General features: G+C 37.1%; 23 protein-coding genes and 1 other annotated feature. Of the genes, 21 read left to right on the top strand and 2 right to left on the bottom strand.

What is annotated here, in order from left to right; genetic code table 11:
• Positions 1–447: 447 nt before the first annotated feature.
• Complete coding sequence (locus tag D9782_RS18285; protein ID WP_026681281.1) at positions 448–876, bottom strand: S1 domain-containing RNA-binding protein; 429 nt, start codon at positions 874–876, stop codon at positions 448–450.
• Between the two features lie 186 nt (positions 877–1,062).
• On the opposite strand from D9782_RS18285, the gene D9782_RS18280 reads away from it, so the two are divergent.
• The 21 genes from D9782_RS18280 (at position 1,063) to yajC (ending at position 17,199) form a co-directional block, all read left to right on the top strand.
• The gene (locus tag D9782_RS18280; RefSeq protein ID WP_371413967.1) at positions 1,063–1,830 is read left to right on the top strand and encodes a reverse transcriptase-like protein; all 768 of its coding nucleotides are present in this window, start codon (positions 1,063–1,065) and stop codon (positions 1,828–1,830) included.
• Between the two features lie 200 nt (positions 1,831–2,030).
• Positions 2,031–2,939: a Gfo/Idh/MocA family protein gene (locus tag D9782_RS18275; RefSeq protein WP_121605374.1), complete on the top strand. Its 909-nt coding sequence runs from the start codon at positions 2,031–2,033 to the stop codon at positions 2,937–2,939.
• Positions 2,940–3,300: 361 nt separating this feature from the next.
• On the top strand, positions 3,301–3,663 hold the full coding sequence (locus D9782_RS18270) for a cupin domain-containing protein (RefSeq protein WP_026681278.1): 363 nt from the start codon (positions 3,301–3,303) through the stop codon (positions 3,661–3,663).
• A 38-nt stretch (positions 3,664–3,701) separates the two neighbouring features.
• Positions 3,702–3,947, top strand: a complete 246-nt coding sequence (locus D9782_RS18265; protein WP_152525421.1) for a hypothetical protein — start codon at positions 3,702–3,704, stop codon at positions 3,945–3,947.
• 106 nt (positions 3,948–4,053) lie between these two features.
• Positions 4,054–4,126: a sequence feature (ribosomal protein L21 leader region), on the top strand.
• A gap of 16 nt (positions 4,127–4,142) precedes the next feature.
• Complete coding sequence (rplU, locus tag D9782_RS18260) at positions 4,143–4,451, top strand: 50S ribosomal protein L21 (protein ID WP_026681276.1); 309 nt, start codon at positions 4,143–4,145, stop codon at positions 4,449–4,451.
• 11 nt (positions 4,452–4,462) lie between these two features.
• A complete protein-coding gene (locus D9782_RS18255; protein ID WP_026681275.1) occupies positions 4,463–4,792 on the top strand; it encodes a ribosomal-processing cysteine protease Prp in 330 nt (109 codons plus the stop codon).
• Positions 4,793–4,806: 14 nt separating this feature from the next.
• A complete protein-coding gene (rpmA, locus tag D9782_RS18250) occupies positions 4,807–5,097 on the top strand; it encodes a 50S ribosomal protein L27 (RefSeq protein WP_026681274.1) in 291 nt (96 codons plus the stop codon).
• Positions 5,098–5,226: 129 nt separating this feature from the next.
• Positions 5,227–5,760 carry a Spo0B domain-containing protein gene (locus D9782_RS18245; protein WP_026681273.1) on the top strand — a complete coding sequence of 178 codons (534 nt, stop codon included), beginning with the start codon at positions 5,227–5,229 and terminating at the stop codon, positions 5,758–5,760.
• Between the two features lie 13 nt (positions 5,761–5,773).
• Entirely contained in the window at positions 5,774–7,060 is a 1,287-nt protein-coding gene (gene obgE, locus D9782_RS18240; protein WP_026681272.1) for a GTPase ObgE, read from the top strand.
• 74 nt (positions 7,061–7,134) lie between these two features.
• A complete protein-coding gene (pheA, locus tag D9782_RS18235; RefSeq protein ID WP_026681271.1) occupies positions 7,135–7,989 on the top strand; it encodes a prephenate dehydratase in 855 nt (284 codons plus the stop codon).
• Positions 7,990–8,245: 256 nt separating this feature from the next.
• Complete coding sequence (gene safA, locus D9782_RS18230; protein WP_051388314.1) at positions 8,246–9,100, top strand: SafA/ExsA family spore coat assembly protein; 855 nt, start codon at positions 8,246–8,248, stop codon at positions 9,098–9,100.
• A complete protein-coding gene (locus D9782_RS18225; protein ID WP_121605373.1) occupies positions 9,078–10,052 on the top strand; it encodes a phosphotransferase in 975 nt (324 codons plus the stop codon). Before safA ends, D9782_RS18225 begins: the two co-directional genes overlap by 23 nt.
• 34 nt (positions 10,053–10,086) lie before the next feature.
• Positions 10,087–10,827 (top strand): NAD(+) synthase, encoded by a 741-nt coding sequence (gene nadE, locus D9782_RS18220; protein WP_026681269.1) that lies wholly within the window; start codon positions 10,087–10,089, stop codon positions 10,825–10,827.
• A 70-nt stretch (positions 10,828–10,897) separates the two neighbouring features.
• On the top strand, positions 10,898–11,470 hold the full coding sequence (locus tag D9782_RS18215; protein WP_051388313.1) for a YhcN/YlaJ family sporulation lipoprotein: 573 nt from the start codon (positions 10,898–10,900) through the stop codon (positions 11,468–11,470).
• 591 nt (positions 11,471–12,061) lie between these two features.
• Positions 12,062–12,793, top strand: a complete 732-nt coding sequence (locus D9782_RS18210; protein ID WP_026681268.1) for a YebC/PmpR family DNA-binding transcriptional regulator — start codon at positions 12,062–12,064, stop codon at positions 12,791–12,793.
• Positions 12,794–12,885: 92 nt separating this feature from the next.
• On the top strand, positions 12,886–13,485 hold the full coding sequence (gene ruvA / locus D9782_RS18205; protein ID WP_026681267.1) for a Holliday junction branch migration protein RuvA: 600 nt from the start codon (positions 12,886–12,888) through the stop codon (positions 13,483–13,485).
• An 18-nt stretch (positions 13,486–13,503) separates the two neighbouring features.
• A complete protein-coding gene (ruvB, locus tag D9782_RS18200; protein WP_026681266.1) occupies positions 13,504–14,517 on the top strand; it encodes a Holliday junction branch migration DNA helicase RuvB in 1,014 nt (337 codons plus the stop codon).
• Entirely contained in the window at positions 14,504–14,701 is a 198-nt protein-coding gene (locus tag D9782_RS18195; RefSeq protein WP_026681265.1) for a DUF2905 domain-containing protein, read from the top strand. The genes ruvB and D9782_RS18195 overlap by 14 nt, the downstream gene beginning before the upstream one ends.
• 21 nt (positions 14,702–14,722) lie before the next feature.
• Complete coding sequence (queA, locus tag D9782_RS18190; RefSeq protein ID WP_026681264.1) at positions 14,723–15,757, top strand: tRNA preQ1(34) S-adenosylmethionine ribosyltransferase-isomerase QueA; 1,035 nt, start codon at positions 14,723–14,725, stop codon at positions 15,755–15,757.
• 20 nt (positions 15,758–15,777) lie between these two features.
• Positions 15,778–16,917, top strand: a complete 1,140-nt coding sequence (gene tgt, locus D9782_RS18185; protein ID WP_026681263.1) for a tRNA guanosine(34) transglycosylase Tgt — start codon at positions 15,778–15,780, stop codon at positions 16,915–16,917.
• 24 nt (positions 16,918–16,941) lie between these two features.
• Positions 16,942–17,199: a preprotein translocase subunit YajC gene (gene yajC / locus D9782_RS18180; protein WP_026681262.1), complete on the top strand. Its 258-nt coding sequence runs from the start codon at positions 16,942–16,944 to the stop codon at positions 17,197–17,199.
• A 302-nt stretch (positions 17,200–17,501) separates the two neighbouring features.
• Here the strand turns inward: yajC and D9782_RS18175 are convergent, their stop codons facing one another.
• Positions 17,502–17,888: a TIGR04086 family membrane protein gene (locus tag D9782_RS18175; RefSeq protein ID WP_026681261.1), complete on the bottom strand. Its 387-nt coding sequence runs from the start codon at positions 17,886–17,888 to the stop codon at positions 17,502–17,504.
• Positions 17,889–17,933: the final 45 nt, after the last annotated feature.

Here is a 17,933-nt window from a genome sequence, read left to right as displayed (position 1 = left end):
AACACAAGTTCTTTACTCAAAATACGAATAATCATATTATCAATAGGGGTATCTTCGCCACACCGTGAAACTATACGCGCTTTTCCGCGGGCAGCTAACTTGGTAAAGAAAAACACGTTACCACGTGGATCTTCGGGCTCGTGCTGTTCCCGCCGGAGTCTCGCTTATTTCAGGTGCTAAATGATTGATTCTAATCAAAAAAAACGAATGATAATTAATTTCAAATAATTATCGTTCGTTTTTTATTGTTTCTTCATTCTTTTGTCTCAGCCTTTTTCACACATATAACTGTCAGTAATACCCCTACTTCAAGCAATAAAGTGAAACCAATATTGGTAATTGGGATCGACTGCCAGTGAGTGTCCGATTGGTTCAATTGACAATCAGTAGGAGATAAATAACCCCCACTGAATGTAGTTTCACTTTATCTATGTGATAAGCAAATATCTATCCTCGTCTTCCGCCTCTACCTCCACGCTTTGTATCCGTGTTACGTCTCAGGGTAGCTAAATTTTCTTCACTTGTCTTTAAGAATTTAGCCATTTTATCTTCAAAACTTTCTTTAGGTCTATATTTATTCCCTGAACGGAATCCATTAGAATTTCGTCCGCTACTAGGACGTGATGAACGTTGCTTGACAGGGCGTTCAATTGCCTTTTTGATAGATAATGCTACTTTACCATCGTTTTCACTAAGTATTTTAACTTCTACCTCGTCGTCAACTTTCAAATGGTCATTTACGTCTTTCACATAGCTATCTGCAACTTCGCTAATGTGAACAAGTCCTGTCTTACCATCTGGTAGTTCTACGAATGCTCCGAAATTAGTGATACCCGTTACTTTACCTTTTACTTTACTGCCTATTTCAATCGACAAAAAAGTTCCCCCTTATTCCTTTTAAAAGCAATTAATTATAACAAATTTCGAATTCAATTACAATGTAGCTATAGGTCTATTGTATGGAAATCATGGTTTTTTCACAAACAAAAGCTATCAGTAAGAAATATGAAATAGGTTATACTAGGATTGAACTCGTTATAAAAAAATAATACCTGCGGTAGTATGTTAAAAGAGAAGAGATCCATCATCGCTTTACTAAGTACGGAAGATGCTACTTCTTCAGTGAACGTATTACATTTAATGCCCAAATATACTATACGAGAGGGATTAATTATTATGAAAGTCAGAATACAATTTACCTATCAAACACCTATGGGAGCTAATACTAGCTTTCAGTCAGAAGAAATGAAAGCATTAGACGCTTTATTACTTGTAGACGACATGGAAAAAACTGGACGAGTGAAACAATTAACATTTATAGATACCCAAGATATTGCTTGGTCACAAAAGGAATTGAAACGTTATTTTGAAGAGATAGAAGAAGAGCCACACGATGTTTACATTTACTTTGATGGAGGGTTTGATCAGCAAAGAAAGAAATCTGGTCTGGGATGTGTGATTTATTATCAACAGAATGGGAAATCCTTTCGAATTCGAAAAAATGCAACTGTTGGAGAACTCGATTCAAACAATGAAACCGAGTATGCCGCACTTCATTTTGCATTAAAGGAATTGGAGTCACTCGACGCTCAACATTTACAGATAACCATTAGAGGAGATTCACAAGTTGTAATTAATCAGTTAAAGGGTGAATGGTCATGCTACGAAAAGACACTATCTGGCTGGGCTGGTCGTATTGAAACAAAATTAACGTATCAATCTATTGAACCACAATATGAACTTATTCCACGAAAGAATAATAATGAGGCAGATCAACTGGCTACACAAGCATTAGAAAATATTGAAATTTCTAGCAAGAAAGAAGTATAGCCATTTAGACAGAAAATAATAGTGATTAGAGAATTTCTTTGAAGGAGTATTACCAGTACAATACAATTTTGATTTGATCAACTGTTCACGTGTAAATTCATTATGCTTTAAATAAGAAAAATCTTCATTTTAGAAAAACTAAAGGCTGAGATTATGTTAAACTAATGCAGTATTAAATAAATTGTAATGAAGGTGTTTTTTTGAATAATCCACGAATTGGAATGGTAGGTTTAGGATCTATAGCCCAGAAAGCATATTTACCAATTCTTGCAAAAGAAACGGATTGGTCATTTGTTGGTGCATTTTCTCCCAATAAACAAAAACGAAAGCAAATCTGTGGTCAGTATCGTATTGGTGATTTTCATCGTATGGCAGAACTGGCAAATCAATGCGATGCTGTGTTAGTGCATAGCTCTACAGATTCGCATTATGAGGTTGTATCTGCGTTATTATCTAATGGTGTAGATGTTTATGTTGATAAACCATTAGCAGCATCAATGACGGAAGCTGAGAAATTAGTTGAATTAAGTAAGAAGTATAATAGAAAGCTAATGGTTGGATTTAATCGTCGTTTTGCACCAATGTATGTAGCCATAAAAGAGCTCGCAACGGATGCAGCTTCGATCCGAGTCGAAAAGCACAGATTGAACAGTATTGGTCCTGGAAATGTTGAATTTACTATGCTCGATGATTATCTTCACGTAGTCGACACAGTACGATGGCTTGGCTCTGATCGATTAGAGGTATTATACGGAGATATTCAGGTGAATAGGGAAAACCAGCTTCTCTATACGCAACACCTATTTAAATCTGGTAATCAACCAATGACGACAGCAATGCATAGGAGTGCAGGTGCAAATTTAGAGAAAATTGAGCTTATAGTAGATGGAGCAATTATACGTGTTAAGAATATGAATGTGACAGAAGTTGAAAAAGAAAATGCCGTGACTACTACTAGTGCATCATCTTGGGAATCCATCGTAAAACAAAGAGGGTTTGAGGATGCAGTAAGTCATTTTATAGATTGCGTCCGCCAAGATGAACAACCGGTAGTTGATGGGGAGGAAGGATTAAAATCACAGGCCCTACTTGATCAATTATTAAAATGAGCGTTTTCTTGCTCTGTAAGTGATCTATCCCACATATAACTGGCAGTAAGACTCCACTACAAGCAATAAAACGAAACCATTATTGATAAGTAGGGATCAACTGCTAGTTAATGTCCGATTGGTTCAGAGGCCTTTAGGTCAAACCCTTGTGGTGCTAACCATCGTGGGGATAAACAAACCTCCTTACGGATGGAAGTTTCACTTTATATTTAAAAAATCATCGATCATTAAGTAGAATGGAATGTTAAGTGGTGACAAAAGAGAATTCAACAGTTTGCTTTAGAAGTTCAATTGTTATCGTAGTTTAAACATTAAAACGACCTACTTTTCTATAAAGATTGTGCTCCTAAGGAGGTGTGATATGGATCAAGCAATAAACATAAAAGAAAAATTGACAAAGTTTAACGATTATTGGTCCCCAAAAGTGATTTCTGAGATGAATGACTATCAGTTTAAGCTAGTAAAAATCATAGGTGATTTTATATGGCATGATCACAAAGAAACAGATGAAGTGTTTATTGTCATAGATGGTGAGATGAAAATAGCTTTCCGTGATGGAGAAGTCCATCTTAGTAAGGGAGAAATGTACGTTATACCAAGAGGTGTCGAACATAAACCATTTGCTTCAGAGGAATGTCATGTAATGATTGTTGAGCCCAAGGGTGTTATAAATACTGGAGAAACAGTTTCACCATATACTGCTGAGAATGATGTATGGATATAACCGAAGTAGACATTAACAAAGTTGTAAGGAGAACAGATATGAAAATGGTTTTAAGTAGGGTTTCAACTTACTTGTTTGTAGTTGGATTAGCAGCCTATTTTTCTTTTTTATTTGGGATTGCTAATTTCTTGCTTATTGGTATAATAGCGTCCACTCTAGGTCTTATTGTCGCCTTTTTTGGTGAAAGAAGCATTTATAAAAAGATAGGTATTATAGGTAATGCGCTAATTATATTAATTGGTATTATATTTTCTATTGTAGTAATCGCTTTGTTTTGGAAATAATCGATTTAATCGCTTATATTCTATTACATTGACACAAAAATTGTCTCTGCCTCCTTGACAAATAACAAGCTATCATGATACCATTAATACGTTATTCATCGTAGCACCAGTGCTACAACCGCGCAGAACAGGTTGTAAACTCTTCGTTGAGTACCTGTATGGCGAGTCTGAGTTAATCAAGGAGGTGCAAGAAGTATGTACGCTATTATTGAAACAGGTGGTAAACAAATCAAAGTAGAAGAAGGTCAAGAAATCTACATTGAAAAAGTTGCTGCTGAACAGGATGAAGCTGTTACGTTTGAAAAAGTTCTTTTCGTAGGTGGAGATGACGTGAAAGTTGGAGCACCATATGTTGAAGGTGCGACAGTCACTGCAAAAGTTGCAAAGCACGGTCGTCAAAAGAAAGTAACTGTATTCAAATATAAACCAAAAAAGAATTACCATCGTAAACAAGGCCATCGTCAGCCGTATACGAAATTGGTAATTGACAAAATTAACGCATAAGGAATTTGCTGATGATTCGAGTAACTGTATTTCGTACAAATGAGCGCATTACAGCGTTTGAACTTTCTGGACATGCTGATAGTGGTCCTTATGGCTATGATCTTGTTTGTGCAGGAGTATCAGCTGTATCAATTGGAACGATTAATGCGGTTATGGCTTTATGCGAAGTAGACCTTATCATTGAACAAGGTCAAGATGGTGGTTATCTTCATGTAACCATACCTGCTTCCATTTCGGAAGAAAAAATGGAACAGATTCAGTTATTATTTGAAGGTATGATTATCTCGTTAACTTCGATTGAACAAGAATATAGTGATTTTATACAGATTGAAAGTAAATAAGGAGGTGCATAGCTATGTTACGTCTGGATTTGCAATTTTTCTCACAGAAAAAAGGTGCAGGTAGTACAAAAAACGGTCGTGATTCAGAATCAAAACGCCTAGGTTCAAAGCGTGCCGATGGTCAATTTGTAACTGGTGGATCAATTCTTTACCGTCAACGTGGAACGAAGATTTATCCAGGTGAAAACGTTGGTCGTGGTGGGGATGATACACTTTTCTCTAAAATTGATGGCGTTGTAAAATTTGAACGTTATGGTCGTAACCGTAAAAAAGTAAGTGTATACCCTGTTGCTCAAGAAGCATAAGGTAGAAGAAAAACTCCAGCCAGTTCGTTGGCTGGAGTTTTTTTGAATTTAAAATTTTCTTGTATTTAAAAGCATAATGACCTTTCTATCTTTTTCTGCTATACTTTTCAACAAATGGGAGGGTGAAACATGAAAGATAGGGATGTTATGGAACTTCTGCAGCATTATAGACATGACTTAATGAACCATTTACAAGTAATTCATGGCTATGCTTCGATGGGGAAAATAGAAAAAGTAAAGAAGAAAACGAATGATACAATCTCTCTTTATCAACAAGAGCGGAAGTTAATGCATCTTCAAGGAAATGAATTCTTTTTATGGATAATTCAATTCCAGCATATGTATGAAGACGTGCGATTAGTGTACCATATACATACAGAAAATAAGGATATTCATGAATCAGATAAGCAGTTAACGAGCCAATGTAAAAAAATCGTTAAGTTGATACAATCTATGAATGAAGGACTTGAATTAATAACTATTGAGCTACACATACAAGCAATACAAAATGATAAATTAGAAATTAGGTTCATGATCAGCGATCTAGAGGAAAAAAGAGAACTGTTAATTGAAGAGATAAGGCGCATGGAGGCTAAGTATGCTATGACGACTTTATACAAAGATGAGTGGTTGCAGTGTAGCTTCTCTGTACCATGTCATTGAATGAGGTGAAAAGATGTTTGTCGATCAGGTTAGTGTTTATGTTAAGGCTGGGGATGGAGGCAATGGTTTAGTTGCGTACCGAAGAGAAAAGTATGTTCCAAAAGGTGGACCAGCTGGAGGAGATGGCGGAAATGGAGCAGATATCATTTTTAAAGTTGATGAAGGATTAAATACCTTGATGGACTTTCGCTACAATCGTCATTTTAAAGGAAAACGTGGGGAGAACGGTATGAGTAAAAATCAGCATGGTCGGAATGCAGAACCGTTGATAGTTCCTGTCCCACCGGGTACAACGGTAACGGATGAAGAAACAGATGAAGTGATAGCTGATCTAACCGTTCATAATCAGCAGGCTGTAATCGTTAAAGGAGGTAGAGGTGGAAGGGGGAATTCAAGGTTTGCAACCCCTCGTAACCCAGCTCCAGATATGGCTGAAAATGGTGAGCCTGGACAAGAGCGTACAATTCGAGTGGAGTTAAAGCTGATAGCAGATGTAGGGTTAGTTGGTTTCCCAAGTGTAGGTAAATCCACCTTTCTATCCGTTGTAAGTGCTGCAAAGCCAAAAATAGCTGATTATCATTTTACGACACTTGCACCAAATCTTGGTGTCGTTGAAACGAGTGATCAGCGAAGTTTCGTCATGGCTGACCTACCAGGATTAATTGAAGGTGCTCATGAAGGGATTGGATTAGGGCATCAATTTTTAAGGCATGTGGAACGAACACGAGTAATTGTTCATGTGATTGATATGGCAGCAACTGAGGGGAGAGACCCATATCAGGACTTTGTAAAGATAAATGAAGAACTGCAAGAATATGATCAAAAACTCATGCAGCGCCCGCAAATTATTGCTGCAAATAAAATGGACATGCCTGGTGCAGTAGACAACTTAGAAAAATTTAAACAAGCTTTAAATGGAACATATCCGATTTATGAAATATCTGCGCTTACGAAAGCAGGGCTAAGAGATATTTTATTTGCAATAGCAGATATATTGGAGACCACTCCAAAAATTGTTGAGGAAGAGGATGAAAGCCGAGAAGAGGAGAAAGTCGTATATCGTTATCATCAGGAAGATGCGCCTTTTAAGATTACGAGAGATGATGATGGTGCTTACGTATTGTCTGGAGCAAAGATTGAGAAGTTATTTAAGATGACAGACTTTACACGTGACGAAGCAGTTCAACGCTTTTCTAGACAATTGCGTGGAATGGGTGTAGATGATGCTTTACGAAAACGTGGTGCAGAGGATGGAGATACCATTCGATTATTGGATTTTGAATTCGAATTTATTGAGTAAAACAAAAATATAAAAATAATTAAAGGCAAGTAGTGAATATCTGGTGAAATGGGAGCATTAAGGGGGATAACGGTTTGACAGCAAAGATAGGTTATTTAGGACCAAAAGGGACGTTTACAAAATTAGCGGTTGATACAGCTTTTAATGGGGAAACGAAGCATAGTTTTGATACGATACCAGAATGTATTGATGCAGTAGAAGCAGATGAAATTGATGTCGGAGTTGTGCCTTTAGAAAATGCTATTGAAGGTACAGTACAGTTGACTGTTGATTACTTGGTACACCAAGTAAGAATCCCGATTATGTCGGAAATCGTTGTGCCAATTCAACAGCATCTCCTTGTCTCTCCTGATTTTTCAGGTGCTTTAACAGACGTAGAAGAGGTACATTCACACAGTCATGCAATTGCTCAATGTCATCAATATCTTCATAAGCATTTAAGTCAAGCCAGGCTGTGCTATACGTCTTCAACTGGTAAAGCTGCACAAATGGTTAGTGAAACTAATAAACCAATCGCGGCTATAGGTAATAAACTAGCTGCAAAAACGTATGGACTTCGTATGATTCAGGAAGATATTCATGATTTTCCAAACAATCACACAAGGTTTGCCGTATTAAGTAAAAATAAAGCGTCTGTTCATATTAATCATTCCGTACAGTCAGAAAAAACGACGCTATTAATTACACTGCCTAGTGATTATGCTGGTGCGCTTCATCAGGTATTGTCTGCATTTTCATGGCGAAAGATGAATCTTTCCAAGATTGAATCTAGACCAATGAAAACAGGTCTTGGAAATTATTTTTTCATTATTGACGTGAACCAACCGTATGATGATGTTCTTTTTCCAGGCGTTCGAGGTGAATTAGAAGCATTGGGTTGCAAGGTAACTATGCTTGGAACTTATCCGGTTTATCAAATGGATGTATAAGGTAGCTGTAAAGTTACGCATCATTTGACGTTGTAACGATCGGACCTATGTTTTCTTATGACCATCTGCTTTTTATAAAAATAGCTACCTGCTTTTATAGTTGGGTGGCTATTTTTATGTTCATTGCAGTTATATGAGCTCTTCGGTGAACGACTGTTATAATAGCTAGTTAAATTAATCAACATTTAAACTTTTGTTGCATATGTTGGTATAGAGTAATTAGCCCAGATATGAAATGAAAGGAGTTTGATTAATTTTGAAGATACACATCGTACAAAAAGGGGATACACTTTGGGAAATTTCCCAGCAATATGGAGTAGATTTTGAAGAGCTAAAACAGCTTAACAGCCAAATTTCTAGTCCTGATATGATTATGCCTGGGATGAAGATAAAAATTCCAGGATCCACCAAAGCTGTGAAGCAGACACAAATGCAGCATAAGCCAAAAGAACAAGTGAAAACACCGTATAAAGATGTTTCTCCAAAGCCGTTACCTGTTATAAAAGAAGATGATAAGGAGAAACAAAAAATGATGAAGCCAGAAATGCCTGTACATCAAATGCCACCTATGCCGGCTCAACCAATGATGCAGATGCCGGTTATGGAGCAAGAATTCCAAAATTACACGACTATTAATTTTCCACAAATGCATATGCCAAAGCAACCTGAGCCAAAGCCTGCTAAGAAAGAGGAGCCTAAAAAAGAAAAACCTCATGTAAAACCAATGCCTCAACCGCAGGTACCTATGGTGCCATTATGCTGTTATGTGATGGATCCTTGTTATCCACCAGTACCATTTCAAATGATGGGGCCAGCTCCACAGGGATATTACGGCGCGCCACACCACGGTTACCCAATGCCACAAGTACAGGGTGCAATGTACGGCCAAGACAAAGATTGTGGATGTGGTGGTTCAGGTTCTCACGAAATGTATAGGAATCCAGAGTATCAAGTCCCGCCACAATCACAGCAACCAACTAGTCAATCACCTAACCTTTATCCACCTTTAGGGCAAGAAATGTACCAGTCTCCTCATCCAATGCCACCTGGTTATATGCCTTATGCAAATCTAAATAACCAGTCCGCTAATGGAAATTCTCAAGGTGAATAGAAAAATTAGAAGAGACGAAAGTTATTATCGTCTCTCTTCTTTTTTGTCCCAAGTAGGTGGTATAGAAGTTAAAGCTATTCAGAAAATAAAAAAATCTACAGTATACCTTGTTAAAACTAGTAATCAGAAGCTAATTTTAAAAAAGCATTCTAACAAAGGGAATGTTTTAAAGCAATGGGGGTTTTTTGAAAAAGTTAATAGTCCGTTCATTAATTCGTTTTCTCATTTCCCAAATGGCAAGCTATACCTTGAAGAAGATGAAGGAGTTTGGACCATAGCAGCATACATTATTGGCGAAAAGTTACATTACAAAAATGAGCAGGATCGAATAAAAGCGGTTTATTGTTTGAAACAATTTCATAAAACAGCACGTAATATTCATGTGAATTCAAGATATTTAAATACTACACCTTATTTACATCGGTGGTACCACCGGTTCCATTTATTTAAAGAAACGAAGCCCATATTTGAAGCATACAATTATAGGGAACTTTATACGGATATCGTGAAGACAACAACGCTTCACTTAAAGCGCATTACCCAATTTCCTTGGCAGATTTACGAAGAGGATGCTAAGCATAAAGGTCTCTGGATTCATGGTGACGTCGCAGGACATAATTTTATCAATAATAATAATCAGCATACAACATTAATTGACTTTGATTTACTACAAAATACAGCACCGTTGTATGATTATATTCAGCTTGGTCAGCGGTTTTTACCCTATCTAAATTGGGATATAAATAAATTGTTGGCATACGAAATGATAGCTCAGCAGGATCAGAAAGCATGGTTGAATGCGATTTGTATACCAGTAGATATGATGCGTGAATGGCTTCATTTTCTAAAGAGAAATAAAAATGATAATCCGATATCCGAACTTGTTCGCATGCAAGATTCTTGGGAGAAGCGACAATATTTTTTCAATGATATGAAAATAATGCTAAAATAAATATGGAGGATCAATTTAGCAAGGAGCGATACGAATGGAAAAAGAAGTGAATCAAATAGTTGAATGGCTACGTGACCAAGTAAAATCTGCAGGTGTAGACGGATTATTAGTAGGAATTAGTGGTGGGATTGATTCAGCTGTTGTTGCGCATTTAATTAAACGTGCTTGTCCTAATAATTCCTTAGGAGTACTTATGCCAATTAATACAAGTGAAGTGAATATGCAGGATGCTAGAGCAGTTACGGAAAGCTGTAATTTAAACTCTATCACAGTAGATTTAACGGAAGCTCGTGAAGCAATGTATTGTAATATCAAAAAAGAATTGAAGGAAAATAAGACATATCAAGAAGACAATACCCGGCTTGCTCAAGCCAATTTAAGTGCTAGGTTACGTATGAGTACATTGTACACTGTCGCAACACATCATAATTATCTTGTCGTTGGAACGGATAACGCAGCAGAATGGTATACAGGCTATTTTACAAAATATGGTGATGGTGGTGTCGATATTTTACCAATCGTTGAATTTACGAAGGGGGAAGTGAAGGAATTAGCAGCATATCTAGGTATTCCTCAATCAGTGCTTGATAAGCAACCGAGTGCAGATTTATGGGAAGGTCAAACAGATGAGAAAGAGATGGGTACTTCCTATGCCAAGATTGATGCTTTTATCAAAGGTGAGTCTATTCCTGAACAAGATAAATCAACTATTTTAGCTATGCATAAACGAACAGCTCATAAAAGGGATCCGTTACCACAATTCAAAAGAAATTAGTAATTTTTCCTTAAATTAACTGTGTAAAAATACCTTCCTTATCCAAACTATTAATAAGGGAGGTATTCCTATGTGGACAAAGAAAGCATTTATAATAGCTGCTTTTTTCACGATGGTTGCTTGTGCGAATGACAATGGTGCAAACGAAGATGCGCAGCGAGAAATAGATAGAAAAAATACACAGCCTATTCACTATGAGACGAATCAAGAGAAAAAAGAACGTTTACATGTCCGTGACCAGACTATTGGAGAAAAAGGTGGATATCCGCAGACTCACCAAGATAAAGCAAATGATGCAAACAATAAAAATGGGTACACTGATGTATTTACGAATGAAGAAGCGCAAATGATTGCAGAAACGCTGCAAAATAAACGTGAAATTGTACAAGCGCAGGTGGCGTCAACGGACGATCGCATTATTGTTGGTGTGATTTTACAAGCGCATGCCAAACAAAAAGATTCTGTCCAGCAAATTAAAAAAGAAGTAAAAAAGCTAGTGCCAAATACGGATAAACAGATTATTGTATATACAGATGATATCCATTGGGATCGTATGAAAAACCTCGATGCAAGGCTGAAGGCCAAAAATAATGGAGATAAAATTGAACAATATATCAATGAATTTATTAACAATAATAATTGAGGCTGAGACAAACGTAATTAAGAAGCAATAAAAAAAGAACAATAAGGTACCGACCCCCTGAAGTTAGAGTAAAAAATCTAATTTCAGGGCGTGTTTTTGTGGCTAAATATAGTGAAGAATTTAAAGGGAAGGTTGTCACCGAGTATATAGATGGGCGTGTTGAGCCACGTCCAGATCCAGCGGCCAGAAACGAGGTGACTTCACGAATCGCCCTACGTTTCTAAATTGGCGCTTGCGCTTTAGTTCTTAGAATAATTAATATAGCAACTGAAATATCCTTGAAAAGAAGAACGCTTTTTCAGTGTGTGATGTATCGCTAACGAAGCCTTCCTTATCTAGCGGGAACAGCACGAGTCAGAAGACTCACTTGGTAACGTGTTTTTCTTTACCAAGTTAGCTGAGTCCGTGCTCGCGGAAAGCAAGTATATTTTCATGGTACATCGATGATATTCCTGTTAATAACATGATTATTCATATTTTGAGTAATGAAGTTGTGTTTTGTCTCCACCTTTTTCTTTTGTCAAAACCTTTAAGAAAGCCTATTTTTTTGTTATAGTAATAAAGGAAAATTCTAGAGAGGAGAATGTCCTCATGGCTGGTCATTCTAAATGGAAAAATATTCAAAGACGTAAAAATGCACAAGACGCAAAAAAAGGAAAAATCTTTATGCGTCATGCAAAAGATATTTATACGGCTGCTAAACAGGGTGGCGGTGATCTGTCAACGAATGCTAGTCTTCGGTTAGCAGTAGATAAAGCAAAAGCAGATAATATGCCGAATGATAATATAGATCGAGCAATTAAAAAAGCTACAGGTACTTTAGATGGTGCTAGTTTTGAAGAGATCACATATGAAGGCTATGGCCCTGGTGGAGTAGCGGTCATTGTCAATGTATTAACAGATAATAAAAACAGAACAGCAGCAGATATACGTCATGCTTTTAAAAAGCATAATGGTAACCTAGGAGAAAATGGTAGTGTGTCATTTATGTTTGATCGTAAAGGGTATATTGTTATCTCGAATGAAGACGGATCGATTGATGAGGATGAATTAACACTGGAAGCATTAGAAGGAGGAGCTGAAGATATAAGTAGCGAAGAAGATGCTTACGAAATATTTACATCTCCAGAAGAATTCCAAGCTGTTGTTGCTCATTTGCAGGAATCGGGCTTTCAAATTGCTGATTCCGAAGTAACATTAATTCCGCAGACATACAGCTCTTTAGCAGAGAATGATGAATCAAATATGTTAAATCTAATTGAAACGTTAGAAGAAAATGAAGATGTTCAAGACATTCATCATAATCTGGAAGTTACAGACTAAGAATTAAAACTTCTATTTCTTTACGAAGGAATAGAAGTTTATTCATTTATAGCTACTTATGATAAAATGAATGAAGAGAAGGAGTAGGATAAATGATAGCTTATATTAAAGGAATACTTACATATATACAAGATGATTCAATAATTGTTGATGTTCAAGGGGTTGGTTACGAGATCATATGTGCGAATCCTTTTGTATTTCAGTCTTTTGAACATAATGAAGTATTTGTTTATACATATCATCATGTTCGAGAAGATACACAATTATTATATGGGTTTAAGAACGAAGAAGAGAAATATCTATTTACTAAGCTAATCTCGGTGTCAGGAATTGGACCAAAAGGTGCATTAGCGATTTTAGCTTCGGTTGATGTGGCTGGATTTGCAGCTGCAATCGAAAGAGAAGACGATGCATTTTTAACCAGCTTTCCAGGAATCGGTAAGAAAACGGCGCGTCAAATTATTTTGGACTTAAAAGGAAAGTTAACGGTTGCTGTCGATTATAGCTCTGCAACCGAGTCGGCCTTCAAGCAAAATAAGAATGAAATGCTTGTACAAGAAGCACAGGAAGCTTTGAAAGCACTGGGGTATACAGAAAAAGAAATAAAAACGGTTATACCAACATTACAAAAAGAAAATACGTTGAATACAGACGAATTAATCCGAAAAGCTTTGGGATTACTAATGAAATAGTAGAGGAGGGAGATAATAATGGAAGAACGTGTAGTCACTGGAGAGTTTCAAGAGGAAGATTCCTCTGTCGAGCTGAATCTTCGTCCAACTACGTTATCACAGTATATTGGTCAGCAGAAAGTAAAGGAAAATTTAAGTATATTTATTCAAGCTGCAAAGATGCGAGAAGAGCCTCTCGATCATGTACTACTATATGGACCACCAGGGTTGGGAAAGACAACGCTTGCTGCTATCATCGCAAATGAGATGGGTGTTCAATTTCGATCCACATCTGGACCAGCAATTGAACGGGCAGGAGATCTTGCTGCTATATTATCATCATTAGAACCTGGGGACGTATTGTTTATCGATGAAATTCACCGACTTCCTCGCTCTGTCGAGGAAGTATTATATCCTGCCATGGAAGATTTTTTTCTCGATATTGTTATTGGAACTGGACCAAGTGCTCGTTCTGTAAGAATTGATTTACCTCCTTTTACGTTAGTCGGAGCTACGACTAGAGCTGGGCTATTATCCGCACCGTTACGCGACCGTTTTGGTGTATTAAGTAGACTTGAATTTTACGAGGCAAAGGATCTGTGTGCAATTATTGAACGAACAGCTGAAATATTTAACACATCCATATCGCAAGCCGCAGCTGTTGAAGTTGCTCGACGTTCTAGAGGAACGCCGAGGATTGCTAATCGCTTACTAAAGCGAATCCGTGATATTTCCCAAGTTAAAGGGGAAGAGGAAATTAGCATTGATACGACAGGTGAAGCTTTAGAAATGCTACAAGTAGACAAAGAAGGATTAGATCATATTGATCATAAGCTTTTAAAGGGAATCATTCATAGCTTTCAAGGAGGACCAGTAGGCTTAGATACAATTGCTGCAACAATTGGAGAAGAATCACAAACGATTGAAGATGTATATGAGCCATACTTATTACAAATTGGTTTCATTCAGCGAACTCCTCGGGGAAGAGTCGCAACACCAAAGGCTTACGAACACTTTGGTCTGAAGGTAGCGGATGAAAATGAACATCGGTAAACTATTTATTCTGCTTGGTTTACTCTTCCTTGTCATTGGAATTATTTGGACCATTATTGGTAAATTACCAGGTGATATTACGATTAAAAAGGGGAATTTTGTTTTTCATTTCCCAATCGTAACTTCTATAGCAGTCAGTATTATACTAACACTTTTATTTTACATCTTTGGCAAGTTTCGCTAAACATAGGTAAGGAGATTAAGGATGAATATTGATGAGTTTGATTTTGATTTACCAGAAGAACTGATAGCACAGACACCATTGAAAGATCGATCAGCTTCAAGGCTACTGGTATTAGATAGGCAAAGTGGAGATATAGAGCATCAACAGTTTATAGATATCAAAAACTATTTTAAAAAAGGAGATTGCTTGGTATTAAATGATACACGAGTACTGCCTGCACGTTTACATGGTATGAAAGAAGAGACTGGAGCAAGTGTAGAAATTTTGCTATTACATCAAACAGATAACGATGCTTGGGAAGTACTGGCAAAGCCAGCTAAAAAAGTAAAAATAGGAACGGAGATCATTTTTGGTGACGGACAACTGAAAGCTACGTGTACGGGATTAAAGGATCATGGTGGCCGAATTGTTGAATTTACCTATGAGGGGATCTTCTATGAAGTACTGGAGGGCTTAGGAGAAATGCCCTTGCCGCCATATATTAAAGAACAATTGCCAGATCAGGAGAAGGAAAGGTATCAGACTGTGTACGCAAAGGAGGAAGGATCAGCTGCTGCACCAACGGCAGGATTACATTTTACAAAAGAATTGTTAGATGAGTTGCAAGAAATGGGAGTTATTATAACTTTTATTACCTTACACGTAGGGTTAGGTACTTTCCGACCAGTTAGCGTAGATAATGTTGAAGAACATAAAATGCATGCTGAGTTTTATCATATGACTAAAGAAACAGCAGATATTCTTAATCATGTAAAAGAAAGTAACGGAAGAATTATTTCCGTTGGTACTACCTCTACAAGAACATTAGAAACAATTGCTAGAGATAACAGTGGTGTATTCACGGAAACAAGTGGGTGGACAGATATATTTATATATCCACCTTATGAATTTAAAGCCATAAATGGTTTAATTACAAACTTTCATTTGCCAAAATCTACGCTAATTATGCTGATTAGCGCATTTGCCGATAAAAATAAAGTCTTAAAAGCATACCAAGAAGCGGTAGATCAAAGATATCGATTTTTTAGCTTTGGTGATGCCATGTTAATTATATAAACTAAAAGGAAGAATATTATATGACACCTATCACATATGAATTAATTAAAACTTGTAAACAAACAGGTGCTAGACTTGGACGAGTCCATACACCACATGGATCATTTGATACACCAGCCTTTATGCCTGTTGGAACATTAGCAACTGTTAAGACAATGAGCCCAGAAGAATTAAAAGATATGAATGCAAATATCATTTTATCAAATACGTATCATCTATGGCTTCGTCCTGGTCATGATATTGTAAAGGAAGCAGGGGGACTACATCGCTTTATGAATTGGGATGGAGCAATCCTAACCGATTCTGGTGGATTTCAAGTTTTTAGCTTGAGTGATATGCGTAAAATCACAGAAGAGGGTGTTCATTTTCGCAATCATTTAAGTGGTGAGAAACTCTTTTTATCACCTGAGAAGGCTATAAATATACAAAATGACCTTGGTTCTGATATAATGATGGCGTTTGATGAATGTCCACCATATCCTGCGGAGCACAGTTATATGAAGGATTCTGTGGAGCGAACCTCCCGATGGGCAGAGAGATGTCTAGCTGCACATCAACGAAAAAAGGATCAAGGATTATTTGGTATTATTCAGGGTGGAGAGTATGAAGGTCTGCGTAGACAAAGTGCGGAAGATCTTGTTTCACTTGATTTCCCAGGCTATGCTATAGGTGGGTTATCTGTTGGGGAACCGAAGGACGTAATGAATCGGGTGCTTGAGTTTACTACACCATTAATGCCAACTAATAAACCTAGGTATTTAATGGGGGTTGGATCTCCAGACTCTTTAATTGATGGTGCGTTACGAGGAATTGACATGTTTGATTGTGTGCTCCCTACGAGAATTGCTAGAAATGGGACCTGCATGACGTCAAATGGACGATTAGTAGTAAGAAATGCGAAGTATGCACGTGATTTTAATCCAATTGATGAAAATTGTGATTGCCATGTGTGTAAAAATTATACGCGCGCTTATATCCGACATTTAATTAAGTGTAATGAAACATTCGGATTTAGGCTTACTACTTATCATAATCTCTATTTTCTGTTAAAATTAATGAAGCAAGTACGAACAGCTATAAGCGAAGATCGACTTGGCTCATTTAAAGAAGAATTCTTTGAACAATACGGTTTCAATAAACCCGACGCAAGGAATTTCTAATAATTTGAAAGGAGGAATTCAATAATGGAAATGCTTGTTTCTTTATTACCTATTATCCTGATGTTTGTTATTTTCTACTTCTTGCTAATACGTCCTCAGCAAAAACGTCAAAAGCAAGTGAGACAAATGCAGTCAGACTTACAAAAGGGAGACACGGTAATTACAATTGGTGGCTTTCATGGTGAGATTCACGCTATGGATGAAAACACAGTAGTTATTCAAGGCGGTGACGGTTCAAAGCTTACGTATGACCGTTCTGCGATTCGTGAAGTAAAACAATAAGACTAGCCTATAAACTCGTCGGGTAAGCAATAGACAAAGTGTCTGTTGCTTATACCATGAGAAATGTAGAAAGTAAAATGGATACATAATATAAAGGACAGCACACCGTGATAAATGTTTGGTGTGCTGTCCTTTACTTATCGGGAAGTATTCTTTTTAAGCTTAGATATAAGCCGTTTCTTGAAAAATGGATTGTTTATAATGCCTGTTATTAAAGACAACAGCATTCATGCGACAGGATAATGGCAAAAGTAAATCCGCTTGGACTTATTATCAAAACGGATGTACTTGTCTCAACGAAATTAGTTTTCAGTTGGCTGTGGTCCAACGATATTAACACCAACCGACCCACCGAGCAAAGCTGCTGCAATATACCCCATATGATGTAGCGACTGTTCTAATGTAAATCCTTGTTGATAGCCTAAGTATTGAACTAGAAAAATGAATAGCGTGAAACCAACACCGGTGACAGATCCGATCATCCATCCTTTTTCCTTTCCTTTCATTCCGGCAGCCATCCCACCAATAAAGAGCGAGAGCAAACCAATAATGAGAGTAACCCACGATAACGTAGGTTCATTAAATGAGGTAAATCGAAGTAATAAAGCCAAAATAAAGCTAGCTACCAGTATTAAGCCTAATACGGTAATCCATCCGTATAATAATGCTGTAACATGTTGTTTGTGCACCCTGATCTCTCCTTTCAAGATTGTCCACTTAATTAATCGTATTCA

Source organism: Virgibacillus sp. Bac332 (genome assembly GCF_003667785.1).
Classification (GTDB): domain Bacteria; phylum Bacillota; class Bacilli; order Bacillales; family Amphibacillaceae; genus Virgibacillus; species Virgibacillus salarius.
The sequence above is the reverse complement of the archived record's forward strand: the minus strand, read 5'-3'. Positions and strand labels throughout refer to the sequence as shown.